Origin of the sequence: Arthrobacter tumbae, assembly GCF_016907495.1 — a bacterium.
Classification (GTDB): Bacteria; Actinomycetota; Actinomycetes; order Actinomycetales; family Micrococcaceae; genus Arthrobacter_D; species Arthrobacter_D tumbae.
This window is the reverse complement of the sequence record NZ_JAFBCC010000001.1, coordinates 2,472,705-2,490,684: the sequence shown is the minus strand read 5'-3', so window position 1 is coordinate 2,490,684 and position 17,980 is coordinate 2,472,705. Positions and strand designations below refer to the sequence as shown.

The 17,980-nt window shown below is 61.5% G+C and carries 16 protein-coding genes; 8 read left to right on the top strand and 8 right to left on the bottom strand.

Annotation, left to right across the window (positions count from 1 at the left end):
- Positions 1 to 16: 16 nt before the first annotated feature.
- Positions 17 to 3,130: a DEAD/DEAH box helicase gene (locus JOD47_RS11965; protein WP_204536659.1), complete on the bottom strand. Its 3,114-nt coding sequence runs from the start codon at positions 3,128 to 3,130 to the stop codon at positions 17 to 19.
- Between the two features lie 128 nt (positions 3,131 to 3,258).
- Between JOD47_RS11965 and JOD47_RS11960 the strand changes: the two genes are divergently transcribed.
- Positions 3,259 to 3,729 carry a hypothetical protein gene (locus JOD47_RS11960; RefSeq protein ID WP_204534558.1) on the top strand — a complete coding sequence of 157 codons (471 nt, stop codon included), beginning with the start codon at positions 3,259 to 3,261 and terminating at the stop codon, positions 3,727 to 3,729.
- Positions 3,730 to 4,141: 412 nt separating this feature from the next.
- Here the strand turns inward: JOD47_RS11960 and JOD47_RS11955 are convergent, their stop codons facing one another.
- Positions 4,142 to 5,083, bottom strand: coding sequence for a Gfo/Idh/MocA family protein (locus JOD47_RS11955; RefSeq protein ID WP_307836270.1), 942 nt, complete (start codon positions 5,081 to 5,083; stop codon positions 4,142 to 4,144).
- Positions 5,080 to 5,859 (bottom strand): ThuA domain-containing protein, encoded by a 780-nt coding sequence (locus tag JOD47_RS11950; RefSeq protein ID WP_204534556.1) that lies wholly within the window; start codon positions 5,857 to 5,859, stop codon positions 5,080 to 5,082. The genes JOD47_RS11955 and JOD47_RS11950 overlap by 4 nt, the downstream gene beginning before the upstream one ends.
- Before the next feature lie 255 nt (positions 5,860 to 6,114).
- Between JOD47_RS11950 and JOD47_RS11945 the strand changes: the two genes are divergently transcribed.
- From JOD47_RS11945 to JOD47_RS11925, 5 genes are read left to right on the top strand one after another with little or no spacing between them, the layout of a single operon-like run.
- The gene (locus tag JOD47_RS11945) at positions 6,115 to 7,743 is read left to right on the top strand and encodes a Ycf46 family AAA ATPase (RefSeq protein WP_204534555.1); all 1,629 of its coding nucleotides are present in this window, start codon (positions 6,115 to 6,117) and stop codon (positions 7,741 to 7,743) included.
- A gap of 12 nt (positions 7,744 to 7,755) precedes the next feature.
- On the top strand, positions 7,756 to 8,181 hold the full coding sequence (locus JOD47_RS11940; protein ID WP_204534554.1) for a hypothetical protein: 426 nt from the start codon (positions 7,756 to 7,758) through the stop codon (positions 8,179 to 8,181).
- Positions 8,178 to 8,402, top strand: a complete 225-nt coding sequence (locus JOD47_RS17910) for a DUF2997 domain-containing protein (RefSeq protein WP_204534553.1) — start codon at positions 8,178 to 8,180, stop codon at positions 8,400 to 8,402. The genes JOD47_RS11940 and JOD47_RS17910 overlap by 4 nt, the downstream gene beginning before the upstream one ends.
- On the top strand, positions 8,399 to 9,142 hold the full coding sequence (locus JOD47_RS11930) for a ComEA family DNA-binding protein (protein WP_204534552.1): 744 nt from the start codon (positions 8,399 to 8,401) through the stop codon (positions 9,140 to 9,142). The genes JOD47_RS17910 and JOD47_RS11930 overlap by 4 nt, the downstream gene beginning before the upstream one ends.
- Positions 9,139 to 9,747 (top strand): 4Fe-4S single cluster domain-containing protein, encoded by a 609-nt coding sequence (locus JOD47_RS11925; protein WP_204534551.1) that lies wholly within the window; start codon positions 9,139 to 9,141, stop codon positions 9,745 to 9,747. The genes JOD47_RS11930 and JOD47_RS11925 overlap by 4 nt, the downstream gene beginning before the upstream one ends.
- A gap of 121 nt (positions 9,748 to 9,868) precedes the next feature.
- Here JOD47_RS11925 and ulaA read toward each other — a convergent pair whose 3' ends face one another.
- The 4 genes from ulaA to JOD47_RS11905 all read right to left on the bottom strand — a co-directional run bounded on the left by ulaA (position 9,869) and on the right by JOD47_RS11905 (position 13,475).
- Positions 9,869 to 11,422: a PTS ascorbate transporter subunit IIC gene (gene ulaA / locus JOD47_RS11920; protein WP_204534550.1), complete on the bottom strand. Its 1,554-nt coding sequence runs from the start codon at positions 11,420 to 11,422 to the stop codon at positions 9,869 to 9,871.
- Between the two features lie 38 nt (positions 11,423 to 11,460).
- Positions 11,461 to 11,733 (bottom strand): PTS sugar transporter subunit IIB, encoded by a 273-nt coding sequence (locus JOD47_RS11915; protein WP_204534549.1) that lies wholly within the window; start codon positions 11,731 to 11,733, stop codon positions 11,461 to 11,463.
- A 34-nt stretch (positions 11,734 to 11,767) separates the two neighbouring features.
- Positions 11,768 to 12,223: a PTS sugar transporter subunit IIA gene (locus JOD47_RS11910; protein ID WP_204534547.1), complete on the bottom strand. Its 456-nt coding sequence runs from the start codon at positions 12,221 to 12,223 to the stop codon at positions 11,768 to 11,770.
- A 121-nt stretch (positions 12,224 to 12,344) separates the two neighbouring features.
- Positions 12,345 to 13,475 carry an ROK family protein gene (locus JOD47_RS11905; RefSeq protein WP_307836401.1) on the bottom strand — a complete coding sequence of 377 codons (1,131 nt, stop codon included), beginning with the start codon at positions 13,473 to 13,475 and terminating at the stop codon, positions 12,345 to 12,347.
- Positions 13,476 to 13,587: 112 nt separating this feature from the next.
- On the opposite strand from JOD47_RS11905, the gene JOD47_RS11900 reads away from it, so the two are divergent.
- Positions 13,588 to 15,609, top strand: a complete 2,022-nt coding sequence (locus tag JOD47_RS11900) for a transketolase family protein (RefSeq protein ID WP_204534545.1) — start codon at positions 13,588 to 13,590, stop codon at positions 15,607 to 15,609.
- A 69-nt stretch (positions 15,610 to 15,678) separates the two neighbouring features.
- On the opposite strand, the gene JOD47_RS11895 is transcribed toward JOD47_RS11900, so the two are convergent.
- On the bottom strand, positions 15,679 to 16,947 hold the full coding sequence (locus tag JOD47_RS11895; protein WP_204534544.1) for a metal-dependent hydrolase family protein: 1,269 nt from the start codon (positions 16,945 to 16,947) through the stop codon (positions 15,679 to 15,681).
- Between the two features lie 96 nt (positions 16,948 to 17,043).
- On the opposite strand from JOD47_RS11895, the gene JOD47_RS11890 reads away from it, so the two are divergent.
- A complete protein-coding gene (locus tag JOD47_RS11890) occupies positions 17,044 to 17,892 on the top strand; it encodes a MurR/RpiR family transcriptional regulator (RefSeq protein ID WP_204534543.1) in 849 nt (282 codons plus the stop codon).
- Positions 17,893 to 17,980 lie beyond the last annotated feature (88 nt).

Here is a 17,980-nt window from a genome sequence, read left to right as displayed (position 1 = left end):
TTTTTAAGGGTCCGGCTCATCGGGCTACTGCTGATGCCGATGCAAACGCGTCCGCCGGCATTGGACGGTGCAGCTTCCAGGTAATCGCTATGGGCTTCTCCCCGGAATGCTGGACGTAATCAACCTGGCCCAGGCACGTGTACGGCACAGTCAGCCCGCTCTCGTCTTCCGCAGTGTCGCGGGTGAAGAGCAATACCTGAGACCCCCGTGACATGTGGTTGAGATAGCGCTGCCCAACGGGACTAGTCGGTGTCGTCGTGTTCTGTGACTCCCAGTGGAAGAGGTCTGGGCCAATCGCATAGTCCTTGTACATGGTGGTTGCTGAGTGATTCTGCTCATCCTTGTTGAGCGTGACGAAGAAGACGTCGGTCGACGTGGTGGGACACCAGGCAACGCCCTCACGATGCTGCACGTTCTTGCCGAGCTCAAGGGAGCCATATTCCAGTGCTGCTAGAACTTCTTCGCGCCGATAGGTCGCATGGGATAGCAGAGGAACATGCTGCAGCCCGGCGCCGAGCCCCTTCGCGGCGTGCTTTGAATCAGCGACACCCAGTTCTACAAGCTGCCGTATCTCGTCACAAACGAAACGGAACCGCCTGAGGTGGTTCAGGCCGTCCTCGTACGTTTGGAAACCACCTCCGTCGCTCCATAGCGTGTAGAAAAGCATCCTGGCGAACGTCTTTTCGCGTGGCCCGAGGTCTTCATAACTTGGAGCGCTATCGCTGACAAGCATCGCGTATGCCTCAGCTCGTTCTGGGTCGTCGACGTGAAGCAGCCGCACCATGCGCAGCAGGAGTTGCTTCTCCTGTTCAAGTTCTGCCAGCCCTCCCGTTATGGCGGCCTCCCCTGGAGAAAACCCCTCGATCAGGCCAGCTTGGCGTAGGTATCCGGTCCAGGAGTCCCGCGTCGATCGGTAAATAATTCTCAAATCATTGCCAGATCGCTCGAGGTACTCAGGTAGTACCGTTTCGCCGTAGGAGGCAATGTCACGCACAAGCTGCGCACGGTTGAACCGCAGTTGAGCCCGGATGTTCTCCAGCACGGCTCGCTGCGCCACACGGTCGAGAACGATTTGGGAACCAGACGGCAGGAACGGGAACTCGTCGTCGACCGCTTTCTCGAGCTGCCTTCGGCCGAACCCCGTGAGCGCTCGATACCTCAGGTCGAAGCGGAATTCCCGACGCTGCTGCCCGATGAAGTCCAACACCGTGAGGACCGATTTCTCCTCAGCGCGCCGCAGCCCGCGGCCAAGCTGCTGAAGGAAAATCGTCGCGCTCTGGGTTGGGCGAAGCATGAGAATCGTGTCTACTTCGGGGAGGTCAAGACCTTCGTTGAAGAGGTCGACGGTGAAGATGCAGTTGATTTGGCGGTCGCGTAGCTGTGTGAGCGCAAGCGCGCGTTCGTCGTCGTCCGTTCCACCATGCAGGGCTATCGACGTGATGCCTGCACGGTTAAAGACCTCCGCCATGTAGTGGGCGTGCTGAACGGAGACGCAGAAGCCGAGGGCACGCATCTGGTCGGTTCCGGTGATTTTGTCACGGACTTCGCGGATGACTTTTGCTGCGCGGGCGTCGTTCCCGGTGTAGAGGCGGTCGAGCTGGGCGAGATCGTAGTTGCCTCGCTTCCACTCCACCAGCCTGAGGTCGACATCGTCGGACACACCGAAGTAGTGGAAGGGCACCAGAAGGTCGGCATCGAGGGCGTCCCAGAGTCGCAGTTCGCTCGCCGTACGACCATCGAAGAACTGGTCGGCGACGTTGATGCCGTCACCTCGCTCAGGTGTTGCGGTGAGGCCGAGTAGCTCCTGCGGTGTGAGGTGGTCGATCAGGCTTCGATAGGTAGGCGCCATGGCGTGGTGGAACTCGTCGATGACGACGATGTCGAACATGTCCGGTTCGAGCTGCTGGATTCCCCCTGCATTGAGTGACTGGACCGATGCGAAGACCTGCTTCCACTGTGTCGGCTTGTTGTCGCCGACGTAGAGCTCGCCGAAAGCGCCGTCTTGCATGACGTTGCGGTAGGTGCTCATGGATTGGCGCAGGATTTCCTGGCGGTGCGCAACAAAGAGGAGCGTGAGGTTTCGGCCTGCGGCTTCACTGAGGCGTTTGTAGTCGAGTGCGGCGATGACGGTCTTGCCAGTTCCGGTGGCGGCAACGAGGAGATTGCGAGTGTGACCTTTGAGCCGTTCAGCCTCAAGTGCCTCGAGCATCTCCTCCTGGTGCAAGTACGGCTGGACTTCCAGTCCGGTTACACCATCCGGGGCGACGGTGCGTTTGCCACCGTTTCGTTCGAGAGCTGCGTCGAGTTTGTCGCCATCGCGCTCGGGATCATAGCTCTGAAAGGCTCGCTGCTCCCAGTAGCTGTCGAAGGTGACCTCGAACTTCTTCAGCAGGGTGGGCGTGGCGATGTTGGAGAGTCGGACGTTCCACTCGAGTCCGTCAAGGAGCGCGGCCTTGCTGAGGTTGGAGCTTCCGACGTAGGCGGTGTCGAACCCCGTTTCCCGGCGAAAGAGCCACGCTTTGGCGTGGAGGCGGGTGGCCTGGGTTTCATAGCTGATCTTGACCTCGGCGCCATAGCGGGTGACGAGGTCGTCGATGGCACGGCGTTCAGTGGCACCCATGTAGGTGGTGGTGATAACTCGGAGCCTTGCCCCACGTTCGTGGAGCCTTTCGAGGGAGGGGTGCAGCAGGCGCAGCCCGGTCCAGCGGACGAAGGCACAGAGGAGGTCGACGGTGTTCGCTGAATCCATCTCGGCACGGAGTTCTGCTGCGAGGTTCGGATCGTCCTTGCTATTGGTAAGGAGTGCCGACTCGCTGAGGCGTGTGGTGGGTCTTTTGACGCTACGGCGTCGTAGGTTCTCAGGTCGGTGAAGTCCGTGGAGTTCCTGAGGACCGGCGGCGATGGTGGCCGGATGGCTGACGTGCTCCAGGATTCTGTTGGCAATCTGGACGCGCGCTTCCGGGGCGGCTTCCGCCAGGGCACGTCTTACGGCGTCGGCTACGTGACGCGAGAGGATGTCAGGCGCGTTGCTCTCATCGATCTGCTCAAACGACGCGTGCAATTCGGGTGTCGCCGCCAGTTGCTCGGCAATCACGTCAGTCTTCAGGAGCTCATACAGCCCCTCGGGCAGCTGCGGCACTGCCCCTCCCCCATTGGTTTGGCTCACCTGACCAGGGTATTCGCTTCAGCCAACGATACGGAGTACACACTCGTGGTTCTGCACTGCTACGCAACTATAAAAGGGGGGGACCTCGCCAGATGTGGGATACATTTCCGGCTGATTTGCTGATCGCTTTCATTGGCGCCTTACTCACTGTCGCCATCGCATACGGCACTTACCTGCTACAGCAGCGGAGGCTGGAGATTCAAGCCGTCCGCGGACTGATAAATGATTTCCACCACCGACGTTCGGTCTCCATAACCGCTCCACGTACCGTTCGCGGCGCGAGAGATCTCGCCGACTTCCAGAGAGCAACGGCCAGCGTCATCGATATGCGGGATCATGTGAAGCGAGTTCGTGATCAAGTGCGTCATGACTCAGACGCACAAATCTGGCTTTCCCGGATCATTCGTGCTTGCAACCGATACCTGGAAGAAGGCGAGATAGCTCCAGACGATTACCTATTCCTCCTCAGTCAACTCCGGCAAGAATTGCTGGAAGAGGTAAGAGAGCTGTGCAGTGGACCGCGCGGGCTTGATGCACTGGAACCTGGCGCCGCCGCGTTCTAGCACCAGGCATCAACGTCCGGATGCACTATCCGAGGACCATCCCAAACCGGGAGGTCTGAGTTGGGATTGAGGAAAATGAGGCGATAGGTCATCCCACAACTGTGCTCGAAGTGACTCCTACAGCCCGCGCTGCTCTAATATCGCTACCCAGTCCAGGAAAGGGCTAGGCGCATGCGTGGTCTCCACTTCAGAATCGACCTCTCACGGACAGCGATCTACTCTACTTGCCCTCGGTCGAACCCTCGGGTTCTCCACGCCCCTCTCCCTGAATCCCACGCCTCCAGCGCCGCCCGCACATCCCCACGTCGCTCCTCCGCCACAGCGACCCGATACGCTTCCTCCACAACATCGTCGATCAGCACCCGCTGACCCGTCGACGCCGACTGCACCGCAGCCTCCACCATCGCAAGACTCAACACGTTCGAGTGCACCTCCCCCGACGGCACCTCACCGGACCGCAACGCTGACACAAACTCAGCCAGCGCCCCGGCGATCTCCTCCTCGTGCGACCCAGGTGGAACCGCAGCGGCACCGGACACCAACTCCGCAACAGGCGTTCCCGCACCATCCCAGACAGCCGTACCCCCGCACCGTTCACCCGCCACGACCCGTTCCACGACGTCTCCAACCCATCCGCACACCAGCTCCCCGTGTACACGTATCGGGTGCCACCGGTCATCTGGAACACCGCGGTGGCGGCAGCAGCGCCGTCGTACCAGCTCCACGACGGATTGAACTCCTCGCAATACACCGACACCGGATCCTGAGCCAACAGGAACCGCACCGCATCGAACTGGTGGATCGCCATGTCCACCAGCAGCACATGCGCCATCCCCTCCCGGAACCCGCCGAAGTGCGGGGCCTTGAAGAACTCGGTCGTCACCACACCGATGTCGCCCAGCTGAGCAGTCAAGGCTTTCAACTGCGTCAGCCCCTGGAAGTACCGGCGCGACTGGCTGATCATCAGCAGCTGTCCGCTAACCTCCGCCGCAGCCGCCAACGACATACCCTCCGCCACCGTCGGCGCCACCGGCTTTTCACACAGCACCGGCAACCCGGCGAACATCGCCTCCACATTCACCGGATGATGGGCCGCCGGCACCGTCACGTTCACGACGGCGTGCGCACCGGTCGCCGCCGCCACCTCCGACACCGAGGTGCCCAAGGCAACATCCCGTAGCCCGAACTCCTCGACCGCAGTCTGCGCGGCACCCAGGTTGAGGTCCACGAGACCGACCAGCTCGACGTCGTCGTTCGCTTGAAGTGTCTTGATCCAGGCCTTGCCCATGCCACCGGCACCCACCTGCGCCACCCGCAGCGGGCCGGCGGTCTCAACGGTCTTGAAGATGATCAATTGCTCATCGCTCCCTGGTAGCCGTGGCCGGTGTAGAAGTCCTCGGTCTCGTAGCGCAGCAGTACCGGGTCGGTGCGCTCGGGCCGGAGGGTCTTGGCCCACTCGACACCGTTGGCAATCACCCGGCGCACGTCCTTGTGGTGGTAGACCGGGTAATCCTGATCACCCGGGCTGAAGAAGAAGATCTTCCCGAAGCCGCGCTTGAATGTGCAGCCGCTGCGGAACACCTCTCCCCCGCTGAAGGTGCTGAGGAAGATCAGCTCATCCGGCGCAGGGATGTCGAAGAACTCCCCGTACATCTCCTGCTCCGGAATGATGAACGGGTGCGGTACGCCCTGCGCGATCGGGTGCGCCGGGTTCACTGTCCACACGATCTCGCGGTCGCGCTCGGACCGCCACCGCAGCGTGCACGAGGTGCCCATCAGCTTCCCGAAGATCTTCGACCAGTGGCCCGAGTGCAGCACCAGCAGCCCCATCCCCGCCAGCACGTGGCGGTGGACGCGCTCAACGACGTCGTCCGCCACCTCCCCATGCGCGGCATGCCCCCACCACACGAGCACGTCGGTGTTCTCGAGGACCTCCTCGGTGAGGCCGTGCTCGGGATCGTCGAGGGTGGCGGTCCGAACGACAGCCCGCGCGCCGAGGTTCTCCTCGACGCCCTCGCGGATGGTGTTGTGCATGCCGTCGGGGTAGATGGCGCGGACTTCGGGCTGGACCTGCTCGTGGCGGTTCTCTCCCCAGACGAGGACGCGCACGGTGTCAGAACTGGTGGTCATGGTTTTCTCACTTTCGGTTAGCAACGTTTACTTGACGGCCCCGCCGGTGGCACCGGCCGGTCGGATATGCGCATACGTTCGTTCACAAACGGCGCTGACCCTTCGCCTCACCACATGTTTGGTCTGTCCGCCGACGAGCCGCTGTCTTACTGGCACTGCCAATATCGACTGTCGATCCCGTATCCTCTTGAGATAACGGTCGGATGCAGGACAGCACGAACAACAACGGTCCGATGACGGACATGGGGGCAATTGGTGACAGCTCGACGAAAGGCAACGTTCCGCGAGGATCTGGTCGATCTAATTCGCGCTCGCCACCCGGTTCTTCTTGTCGAAACTCATGAAGCTCAGCGCGTCCTTCAAACTGTGGAAGACATCTCAGCTCATTCCGCTTTGAAGCGACCGCGGAAGGTAGTCTCCTACTCCTTGAGTCAGGGGCTACACCTACCCGGTGAACAAGGAAAACCTCAGTCGCCGGTCGAAGCACTTTCGGCCGCCAAGCGAGCCCCAGACCCGACAATCTTCGTTTTCAACGACTTGCATCATTCACTGGGCGGCGGCAATGCGCGGGCTGTCGAACCGACAGTCGTGCGGGCCATATTGGATGCTGCGCACGATTTCCGGAGTGGAGTCGTGCCCCACACGTTGATCATCGTCGCCCCAGCTCTCCAACTGCCAATAGACCTTGAGAAAGAAGTCACAGTTCTTGACCTTCCGCTACCGGGGAGGAAGGAAATCGAGTCCGTACTTGACGACATCGTCACAGCTAACGCGAGCAGAATAGTCGTGAATCTGTCGGGCGATGACCGAGAACGTTTGCTTCAGGCAGCACAGGGCCTAACTCTGGGGGAAGCCGAGAATGCTTTCGCACGAGCCATAGCATCCGATGGTCGCCTTGATGCGAGCGACGTAGCCCTTGTCCTCGACGAGAAAAGACAAGCGATAAAGAAATCGGGTCTACTCGAATTTATTGATTCTTCCGGGTCAATCGACGACATCGGCGGTCTGGAAAATCTGAAGACTTGGCTAACCAAGCGTAATGGATCGTGGCTCGCGAGTGCACAGGAATGGTCAATACCCGCACCGAAGGGTGTACTGATTACCGGTGTCCCAGGATGCGGGAAGAGCCTGACTGCCAAGTGCATGGCGTCCTTGTGGGAACTTCCGCTAGTACGCATGGACGTCGGTCGCGTTTTCTCCGGCATAGTCGGCTCTAGCGAACAGAATATGCGAGCCTCCCTGAAACTCGCCGAAGCTGTCGCACCGTCCATTCTTTGGATCGATGAGATAGAGAAGGGATTCGGTGGCGGGAGTGGTGGCGACTCCGGCACAAGTCAGCGAGTTTTCGGCACATTCCTGACATGGCTGCAAGAGAAATCAGAACCTGTGTTTGTCATCGCTACGGCGAACAAAATCGACGGCCTTCCTCCGGAGCTGCTCCGCAAGGGGCGTTTCGACGAAATCTTCTTTGTGGACTTGCCAACCGTCAGCGAACTCAAAGTGATCTGGAAGATCCAGCTCCAACAACGTCTGACTCCTGAATCAAAAGCATCGGGTGAACTGGATATCGAGGACGACCTTTTGCTCCGTCTCGCTGAGGAAAGTAACGGGTTTTCCGGTGCGGAAGTTGCAGAAGCTGTTGTCAGCGCTTGCTTTGATGCCTTTTCAGAGCGACGAGCTCTACGGGAATCGGACCTCATGAGAACCATACGCAACACCGTCCCGTTGTCCACTACGCAGGCTGAGCAGATCAAGCTCATCCGTGATTGGGCCTCCCAGCGAGCAGTTGCTGCGACTTCCGCTGATGATCAGGGGGCGCTCGTTCCTTCGTCCGCGGACGGTGACGTGGCGTCATGGCGCGGCGGACGCCGCATCGAGTTTTAGGGAGCGCCTTTCATGAGTTTGGAAGTCCTACTCATCCCGCTGGGGATTGCAGCTGTGGCGGCGATCAAGCAAGCACGCAGCTCAGACCTCTGCGAAAAGTGCAAAGCAACCCGTATCACTGATCAGAAGCTGCTTGAGGAGTCCCTCCTTGCTTTGGGTGCCACGAAGGTGCAGGCATCAAATGGGAGAATTACCGCAAGGACTGTCCACGGGCCAGTGACCTTCCAGCGGGTCGGCGAGATCTTCCTTGGCCGCGTGGACAAAGCGCCTCATAAGACTGACGCGATGCTGCAGGATCTTAACGCCGCGACCGGCACCATCCTGCAATACCGGACTGTCCAGGCGGTGCGTGAACAAGCAACAGCCATGGGAATGACGCTGATTGAGGAGCGCGCGGATGACGGAACCGTTCAACTCGTCTTTGAGCAGGGCAGATGAGTAAACGAATCAGGGTCACAGTCAGCCCGGACGGTCAGATTTCGGCGACAATTGAAGGCCATGAAGGACCAAGCTGCATGGACGAGTTGGGTACCGTTTCCGCGTTGTTCCCTGGCGCAACGATTGTCGATTCGCGTCTCACCCCGGAGTACTACCATCGAAGCGCCAGCACGACGACACAGGTTCAGCCGCTCGAAGCGATAGTTGAGGATGAAAGATGACTCCTGAGGAAAAATTGTGTTCACGAACTTGGAGATTGAGAAATAGCTTAGGCGTTCTCTGGAGCATTCTTTCGTTCGGTCTGTTAACTTGCGTGAACTTCCTCAGCCGAGGTGGCCGATCGAAGAACAAGCGCTGGATTGGCTACGGCATCGGTTTCGGTGTCATTGCCATTGGACTTCTCGCCACAACGGGCACTTTCGAATCAGGCACAAAAGAAGCACCCGTCGAGTCAACGGCAGGCACCGTTTGGGGCTGGATTATGATCGCGAACTGGATCGCGGGGACTTGGATGTCCATCGCCACCAATCGCAAATGGCTTCTTTGGAAGGCTCACCATGCCGACCAAAAATGGTACAGCCAGGCCACAGGGGTCAGACAAGACGTTCAGTCATCGTCAGCTGCATTTCCCACACCCGCGCCAACGTTCTCAACGCCAGCAGCAACCACACCGATCTTCCATCAAGCGAACCACGGTCCCACGGCCACATCAGATATCAACCTGATGCAACTTCCCGATTTCGAACGCGTTGGCTTCGAATATGGTGCGGCGCAACGCATTCTCGAGGTTCGTCAACAGCGCGGGCCGTATCAGTCATTTGATCAGTTGGTAGCGGTAACCGGCATACCGCCGCACCTACTGATCCCCCACCGGAATGTCGTTTCTTTTGCTGGGACACCAGAACCCTTGAAGGATGCCGAGGGCGGACGTAGCCGCGGTAGTCGCAGACTCGACCTATGAATGAACTCCTTCGTGTGGCTCGCGTATTGCATCGCACCACGGCTGAGGGACCCGGCCAACGAACCGCGATCTGGGTGCAGGGGTGCAGCATCCGCTGTCGTGGATGCATAAATCCGCATCTGTTCGATGCGAATGGCGGGGACGTGATCGACCTGGAGGAGCTAGTCTCCGGAGCGCTTCACTCTGGCTCAGAGGGAATTACCCTGCTTGGCGGTGAACCATTCGATCAAGCAGGCCCTTGCGCCGCGCTAGCGCGGGCGGCTCAAGATGCCGGATTAGGTGTCATCACGTTCACCGGATATGGCTACCAGGAACTAATGACACGGGATGATGAAGCACGATCCCTGCTCAGCGCCACCGATCTTCTCGTCGACGGCCCCTACGTCGCTGGTCTGCCAGAGAGCAGAAGAGCGCTGGTTGGATCAAGCAACCAGCAGTTTATTCATCTCACCCCAAGATACGAGTCGTATCGACCCGAGACAGTACCGAATCGTTTGGATCTTCGCGTTCTTTCCGACGGGAATATTGAACTGGCTGGTTTTCTCAAATCTAAGGAGTTGAGCTCTCTCGCCCGCGGAGCGAACACTCGCCGTTCTAAAGGTTGAACGCGACGGCTGCGCATTCTCGCGCTCGCTACTGCAACGCGACTGACCGTTCCTGATTGCGCTAGGCGCCTACAGGAAGGGCGGCACCGCTTCCGGTGCCGCCCTTCCTGCCTCTAACCCCCTACTCTGACTTCTGCGGCACGCTTTCAGCGCTCGCCGCCGTAGCGGCCTTCCGCTCCTCAGCCTTTCGGGCCTTCTCCGCATCGGCCCGGGCCTTCTCCTCGGCCTTCAGGCCATCCAGCCACTCCTGGCGGTTTGATCCTGGAATCCAACCGGTATCCACGAACTTGCGCTGGAAGACGATAGCCACGCTCACCAGCGCCATGGCAATCACGATGGTCAACACGACACCGAGTGTGGTGCCGCCCAGCAGACTCACACCGATCAGGGTGCCGAACCAGCCGAAGTCCGCGTCACCGAAGGTGCTGTTGGCAAAGCCAAGCTCGCCGAGCACCAGCAGGAGGATCGCCGGCAGGATGGTGATGATCACGCCGTTCACAAACCCACCGATCACAGCACCCTTACGTCCCCCCGTCGCATTGCCGTAGACGCCGGCACCGCCGCCGGTGAAGAAGTGCGGAACCATGCCGGGCAGAATCAACGCCAGTCCGAACATCGGGTTGAGCCAGATGGCAAGGATGCCCAGGCTGATCAGGCCGCCGGCAAACGAGCTGAGGAAGCCGATCAGCACGGCATTGGCACCGAACGGAAACACAATCGGGATATCCAGCGCGGGCTTGGCTCCGGGAACAACCTTCTCGGCGATGCCTTGGAACGCGGGAACCAGTTCACCCAATACCGTCCGCACACCGTAGAGAATGACCGCCACGCCGACACCGAACTGAAGCGCCAGCCCAAAGCCCGCCATGATGAAGGCACCGGCGTCTGCCGCACCGAAGATTGCCAGGGCTTCCTCGAGCGGAAGGGCGATCAGGCCCCAGATCGCGAACACCATATAGATGAGGACCATGGAAAGCGACGTGGCAACCATCGAGTCGCGGAGGAACTTGAGCCCCTGCGGGAAGTTGATGTCCTCGGTCGACTTGCTCCGCCGGCCCACAGCCTGGCCGGCTGCGCCGGCTGCAATGTAGCCGAGGGTGCCGAAGTGGCCGATAGCGATGGTGTCATTACCCGTGATCTTCTTCGTCCAAGGGTGGGCGAACGCCGGCATGACCACCATGATCACACCGAGCAGAAGTGCACCGATGAGCACAACGAGCCAGCTCAGGCCGTCACCGAATCCAACCGACAGCACCACGGTGAGCATGGTCGCCATGAACACCATGTGGTGACCGGTCAGGAACACGTACTTCAGCGGCGTGAAGCGAGCCAGGATCAGCATCACGATGAATCCGAGAGTCAGCACGTACGCGCTCTGCGCACCGAACTCTTCCTGGGCAAGTGCGGTAATAACCTCGTTGGTGGGGATCACCCCCTGGGCGCCGGTCACGGCCAGAATCAGCGCGCCGAGCGGATCAAGAGAACCGACGACGACGCCGGCACCGGCACCGAGGATGAGGAAGCCCAACGCTGCCTTCAGTGCGCCTCCGATCACCTGCCCGGAGTTGCGACGCATGGCCATCAACCCAATGGCGGTGATGATGCCGATCAGGTAGGCCGGCACATTCAAAACCTGTTGACCAATGAAATTCAGTACTACAACGAGCCACTCCATCGTGGAGCTCCTTTTCTACTGTTCTGGACGGAAGAGTTCTACTGGACGGCCGGCGTGAGTTTCGCGGTGATCTCATCGAGATCGAAGAAGTTGTCAATGATGATGACTTCCGCCGGAACGTCACCGATCTCGGGTGCGAGTTCGTCGGAGGTGAGGACGATGTCCGCGGTCTGGGCTGCACCTCGCGCCACACCGATATCCGCGGCTTCGACCTCCGCGTCGATGCCCAGCGAGGCGAGAACCTTCTCTGCATTCATCTTGAGGAGCACTGAGGTTCCAATGCCCATTCCACATACGGCGACGATTTTCATGAGATGCCTTTCAGTCCAGGGTGATGAGGTCGGTTTACTTGGTGGCCAGGCTGCTGAGGAGCTCACGGACCTGATCCGGGGTTTCCGCTGCTTCAAGCCGTGCACGGACCTCCTTGTTGGAGAGCACGCCGGCAACTGCTTTGAGCACTTCGATATGCGCGGTGTGGTCCAGTGCAGCCAGCCCGATGACCAGGGACACCGGATCATTCGATGCATGGCCGAATTCGACGGGGGTTTCCAGGCTGACCCAGCTCAAGCCACCCTTGAGGACCGACTCCGCCGGCCGGGAGTGTGCCAGCGCGATTCCGGGGGCAATCACGATGTACGGTCCGTGTTCCTCCACAGCCGTGATCATTTCCTCGGTGTAGGCCTCGGTGGTGACGCCACCGGCCACCAGCCCGTCACCAGCGAGACGGATTGCTGCCCTCCAGTCGGAGGCCGTCGCTTTCGTGGTGATCGACGACAGCTCTTCGGCAAGATTCAGGGTCACAGCAAATCCTTTGCTTGGTGGGGGCAGGGGGTGTCGCACGTCACACGCTACCGCCGCAAAGGATCTTTTGTCTACAAGTAACCCAAAGTGGCAATCATTTTGTTATCGTCAACCGGCTTACCTATGTGGCTGTCCCGGTTCGGGTCATCCGACTGATCCGGCCGGGTTCGAACAGCGCGTCCTGGGCCAGCAGCGACGCGCCGGTTACCCCTGCCGCGTGACCCAGCCGGCTTGGTTCAACCACCAGGCCACGCGTGGCAAAGTCCCTCGCGCCGTCGAAAATCGCCTGCCGGATCGGTAGCAAAAATGGATCTCCGGACTGGGCCAGATTGCCCCCGACAATCACCGCTTCCGGATTCAACAAACCGACGACGTCGGCGAGCGTCTGCCCGATGATCGCCGCCGTTTCTTCAATTAGGGAGAGCGTTGTCTGGTCACCCTGGCGGGCCAGCTCGACGATGTCCGCACTGGTGCGAACCTTGTAGCCGCGCTCCAGCAACCTGGCTCTCAGCACGGCGCCGCTCGCGACCTCCTCCAACCGCTGCAGGCGGTCCCCGCCGAGCGTCGGGCAGCTCACGTCACCGGCACCCCCGCGCGCTCCGCGGTAGACCCGGCCATCCAGGACGAAACCCAACCCCAGCCCGATCCCGGCCTTCACCACCACCAGGTTCGGCTCCTCGTTCGGTGCCCGCCGCGCCTCGGCGAGCGCCATGACGTTCACGTCCCGGTCGACGGCGAAAACCGCGTGGTCATAGCGGGTCTTGAAATACTCGCGGACCAGCACGCCGTCCCATTCCGGATAGACCTGCGGGCTGGCCAGGCGTCCGGTTGCCACATCGACAGGGCCCGGCACGCCGACACCGATCCCAACGACGTCCCTGCGTTCCTTGCCCATGCTGCGGAGCATGTAATCGAAGACCTGCCCTGCCCATTCGAAAATCTCGGTAGGGCCTTCATTGAGACCGATATCGGCCTCATCTTCGGCCAGCAGCGTCGATGTGAGATCGGTGATGGCCAGGCGGGTATGTGAGCCGCCGATATCGACGGCGAGGAGCAGCCCGGCGCCGGCATTGACGGCGAAGGTTTCCGGCGGCCTTCCGCCCCGGGAGTCCAGCTGGCCAACGCTGACGATGATGGATGCGGCGAGCAGCTCGTCGAGCCGCCGGGCAAGGGTGATCCGCGACCAGCCGAGCACCTCGATGAGTTCATTGCGCGTCGTTGCGCGCCCCGATCGAATCAAACTCAATGCCACACCTGAGCCCGTTGCCATCCCCTTGACCATTGCGTCCCCTTCTCCCGGCCGACTGCGGCCGCACAAAATCCAACCATTGACTTAAGTACAGGTGTATACCAAAGTGGCGTCCGTGACTAGAGAAGATTCTTCCATCGTCGGCTTTCCTTCCCCGCTGGACGCCCGTGCGGTCGCCGCTGCCCAGGCGATTCCAGCCGTCCTCGTCCAGCAAAAAGGCCACGGACACGCCGGTACGGCGATGGCATTGGCGCCGTTGTCGCACGTGCTTTTCTCGCGGGTACTCAGGCATTCACCACAGCATCCGCACTGGCCGGCTCGGGATCGGTTCGTACTGTCCGCTGGTCACGCGAGCCTCCTGCTCTACCTTCAGCTGTATTTCACCGGGTACGGGCTCACCCTCGAGGACCTAGCGGCAAGCCGCTCACTCAAGTCACGAACTCCCGGCCACCCGGAGGTCCACCACACCGTTGGCGTGGAAATGAGCACCGGGCCGCTGGGGCAGGGAGTTGCTTCCGCCGTCGGGATGGCCATTGCGGCTCGGCACGAGGCGGCACTTTTCACCGCGGGCTCGGATCACCTGGACCACACCGTCTGGGCAGTGGCCGGCGATGGGTGCCTGCAGGAAGGTGTGTCGTCAGAGGCCTCGAGCCTGGCCGGCAGTGTGGGCCTCGACAACCTGGTGCTCATTTGGGATGACAATGGCATCACCATCGACGCGGACACGTCCGGCACCTTCTCGGAGGATGTCCGCGCCCGCTACCGCGCCTATGGGTGGCGCGTCCTCGAGATTGACGATGCCACCGATCTGACCGCCATCGAATCAGTCCTCCGCACCGCCTCGGAACGGACCGGTCAGCCGACACTCGTGGCCGTGAAAACGGTCATCGGTACCCCCTCAACCAAGTTCGGAGGGACGCCCGCCGCGCACTCAGGCGGGTTCGGAGCGGAGGAGGTTGCCGCCGTCCTGGAGTCGCTCGGCTACTCCCCCACCGCTGAGCTGGACGACCTGGTGGACGACGAAGTCCTCGCCCACACCCGTGCTGCCTCTGAGCGGGGAGCCGAACTGCACGCTGACTGGGAACGCGAGCACAGCGAGTGGGAAGCTGACCAGCCCGAAGCCGCTGCCCGCTGGAACGCCTTCCGTGCCGGCACCACCGACGCTTCGCCGCTGGATGGAATCGCCGCGGGTTCTCCGGGAGACCCGATGGCTACCCGCAAGACCAACGGCACGGTGATCAAGGCGCTGCAGGAATCGCTTCGGCTTTGGGGCGGCTCGGCCGACCTGAGCGGCTCGACCAATGTCGCCGTCGACGGCAAACCGTTCTCGGCGGGCAACCCGGGCGGCGAGTTCATCCGCTTCGGCATCCGTGAACATGCCATGGCCGCAATTCTGAGCGGCATCGCCCTGCACGGGCCGTGGCGTCCCTTCGGATCCACCTACCTGGTCTTCAGCGACTACATGCGCCCAAGCATCCGACTGGCCGCCCTCATGGGACTCGGCGTGATCTACGTCTTCACCCACGATTCAGTGGCAGTCGGCGAAGACGGCCCGACCCATCAGCCGGTGGAGCAGATTGCTTCCCTGCGCACGGTGCCCGGCCTCGACGTCGTCCGGCCCGCCGACGCCGTGGAGGTCACCGCCGTCTGGCATCGCATCCTCGCCTCCCCGCAGCGGCCGGTCGCGCTGGTGCTGAGCAGGCAGGATGTGCCGGTCCTGGAGTCCGACGGCGACACAGCGGACGGTGCCAGAGCCGGCGGTTTTATCCGGTGGCAGAGCGGCAACGGAAATGACCTTGCGTTGATCGCCACCGGCAGCGAAGTGTCGCTCGCGATCGAGGCTGCCCGCCAACTTGAAGCAGAAGGAGTCGCCGCGCGGGTCGTGTCCATGCCCTGTGTTGAATGGTTCAGTGAAGCGGACCGCGACTACCGGGAATCGGTGCTTCCGGCGTCGTTGACTGCACGTGTGGTGATCGAGGCTGGAAGGGGTGACGCCTGGTATCGGTGGGCCGGCTCTGCCGGCGAGGTGGTGTCAATCGAGGAGTTCGGCGAGTCAGGATCCGGTGCGGAAGTCATGGCTCTCCGCGGCATCCATCTGGACGCGGTAGTGGACGCGGCCCGGCGGGTGCTGCGCTAGTCCAGGCCGGCAAAGCGGTGCCCCTACGAGCGCTCAGCACATCGAACCGGCCACGTCTCGCCGTGTTGCTCAGACGGCCAGCGCACTCTCGACAGACGCCCGCTCGCGGATTATGCGCCCGCCCTGAATCACGGCGTCGATCGCTGTTTCAGGATCGGCCAGCACAGTAACGTCGTCGAGCGGATTCTGGTTCACAATCAGCAGGTCCGCAAAGGCACCAGGAGCGACGACGCCCAGCTTGCCCTCTAGTCCAATCAGTTCGGCCGCGGTGAGCGTCGCTGAGCGCAGCACCTCCTGTGCCGTCTGCACCTGTGCCCGGATACGGAACTCCTGGCTCTGGTGCACCTGCATCGCGCCGAGCAAGTCGGACCCGAAGACGATCTTCACGCCGCCCTTGTTGGCCCGGTCCAGTGCCTCCAGACCTGCGTAGAGAACGCTGTCGACTTTCTCGCGGCTCGCAGCCGGCAGACCCGCTTCCTCGCCGTCAGCCTTGAGGCGCTCGTATGTGATGAGGGTGGGCACGAGGTAGGCGCCCTTTTCGACGAAGAGGCGCACGCTCTCGTCGTCAATCAAATTGCCATGCTCGATGCAGCGGACGCCCAGCCGGAGCCCACGGTTCACCGCACGAGCCGTGTAGGCGTGACCGCAGACGTACCGGTTGGATCCCTCGGCCTCCTCGACGATTGCGAGGATCTCACTTTCGGAGAACTGAGTGGAGTCCACCCGGTCCGTCGGTGAGGCAACTCCGCCGGAGAGCATTACTTTGATGTGGTGGGCGCCGGTGCGCAGCTGGTCCCTGGCCGCCTTGCGGACCGCATCCACGCCGTCGCAGACGATGCCGATGGATGGGCAGCACTGGTGCGGATCGACGAGGCTCCCGCCCATCGAGCGCATGTCCCCGTGGCCACCCGACTGTGACAGCGCCTTTCCGCCGAAGATTACACGCGGGCCCTCGAAAAGCCCCTCCTCCACGGCCATGGCAACGCCGTAGTCAGCGCCGGCTACATCCCGCACGGTGGTGAACCCGCGGTGCAGCATGGCCTTCATGTTGCGGGCGGTGTGGGCCGCGACGTAGGTGGGCGACCATTCCGCCATCGCTCCGAGGTCCGCCGTCGCTGCCGTCACGTGCACATGGCCGTCGATGAGCCCGGGCATGAGGTACTTCCCGCCCGCGTCGATAGTTTCCCTGCTGTCAGAGTCGGCAGGGGCCTCAGCGCTAGGGCCGACCCAGGTGATCACACCTTCTTCGACGAGGATGGTCTGGTCCCGCGTCGCAGTGCCTTCCGCAATATCGACGATGGTGGCATTCCGGATGTGCAAAGGTTGTGCGGCAAGCATGGTGCTCCTCAAAGAGTGTGATGCGGGATACGTCTTATTCGATACTGACAAGAAACAACTGATGGTGCAACACTTGTTGCAAGACGAGGATGTGGGATGACACAGATTGCGGAGTGGTTGGACGGGCTGACGCTCGGACGGAAGGTAAGCCCAGGCATCGACGCCGTCCTCACAATCCTTCGCACGGATGCCGGCCGGGCGTCCTTCATGTCGACGCAGGATCTTGCCGCCCGAGCGAACGTGAACGTTGCCACCGTGGTCCGTGCAGCCCAATTTCTCGGTTTCTCCGGCTGGTCTGCCCTGAAGTCAGAACTCCGGCACCGCTACCTCGCCTCCCTGACCGCCGAAAAGCTGCTCAGCGAGCGCAGCAACTCCTCCGCCGGACTCGCGGGGTCGTCGTTCACCAACGACGTACGGAACGTGACGCGGCTGGCCGACAGCATCAATCCGGAGCAGCTCACCCGTGCCGCCGCCGTCCTTGCTGCAGCTGACCGCATCATTGTTCTGGCGACAGGCAGCTATGCCGGCGCGGGCTTCCAGCTGGCGCACATCGGCCAGTGGATGGGCAGAGACATCGAGCTGCACACCGCCTCAGGTACTGCCCTGGTGAACCGGCTCCGCATGCTCAAGCCCGGCGACGCCCTGGTGAGCTGCAACCTGTGGCGATCGAGCAAATTCGTCCTCGAAGTTGTCCGCATTGCCGAGGCCCGAGGCATCCGAATCGTCGCGATTGCGGATCGCCAGACTGCGGTCACCGACCTCGCCGAAGAGGCCCTGCTGGTACCCAGTGAGGGCGTGACATTCATGCCCTCCACGGTGGCCGCCGTGGCCACAGTGCAGGCACTATTGGCCGAGCTCTCCGCCGTCGACCCGGACCGCACAATGCGAGCCCTGCGCGACACAGAAGGGCTCTGGGGGGAACTCGACCTCGTCGATCCGGCCTGACCCTAGTCTTCGCTGCCAGCCGTCCGACGCGTTTCTGATTCGTTAATTTTCACAACGAGTTATGCAATAACTATTGCAAAGCGAGCTG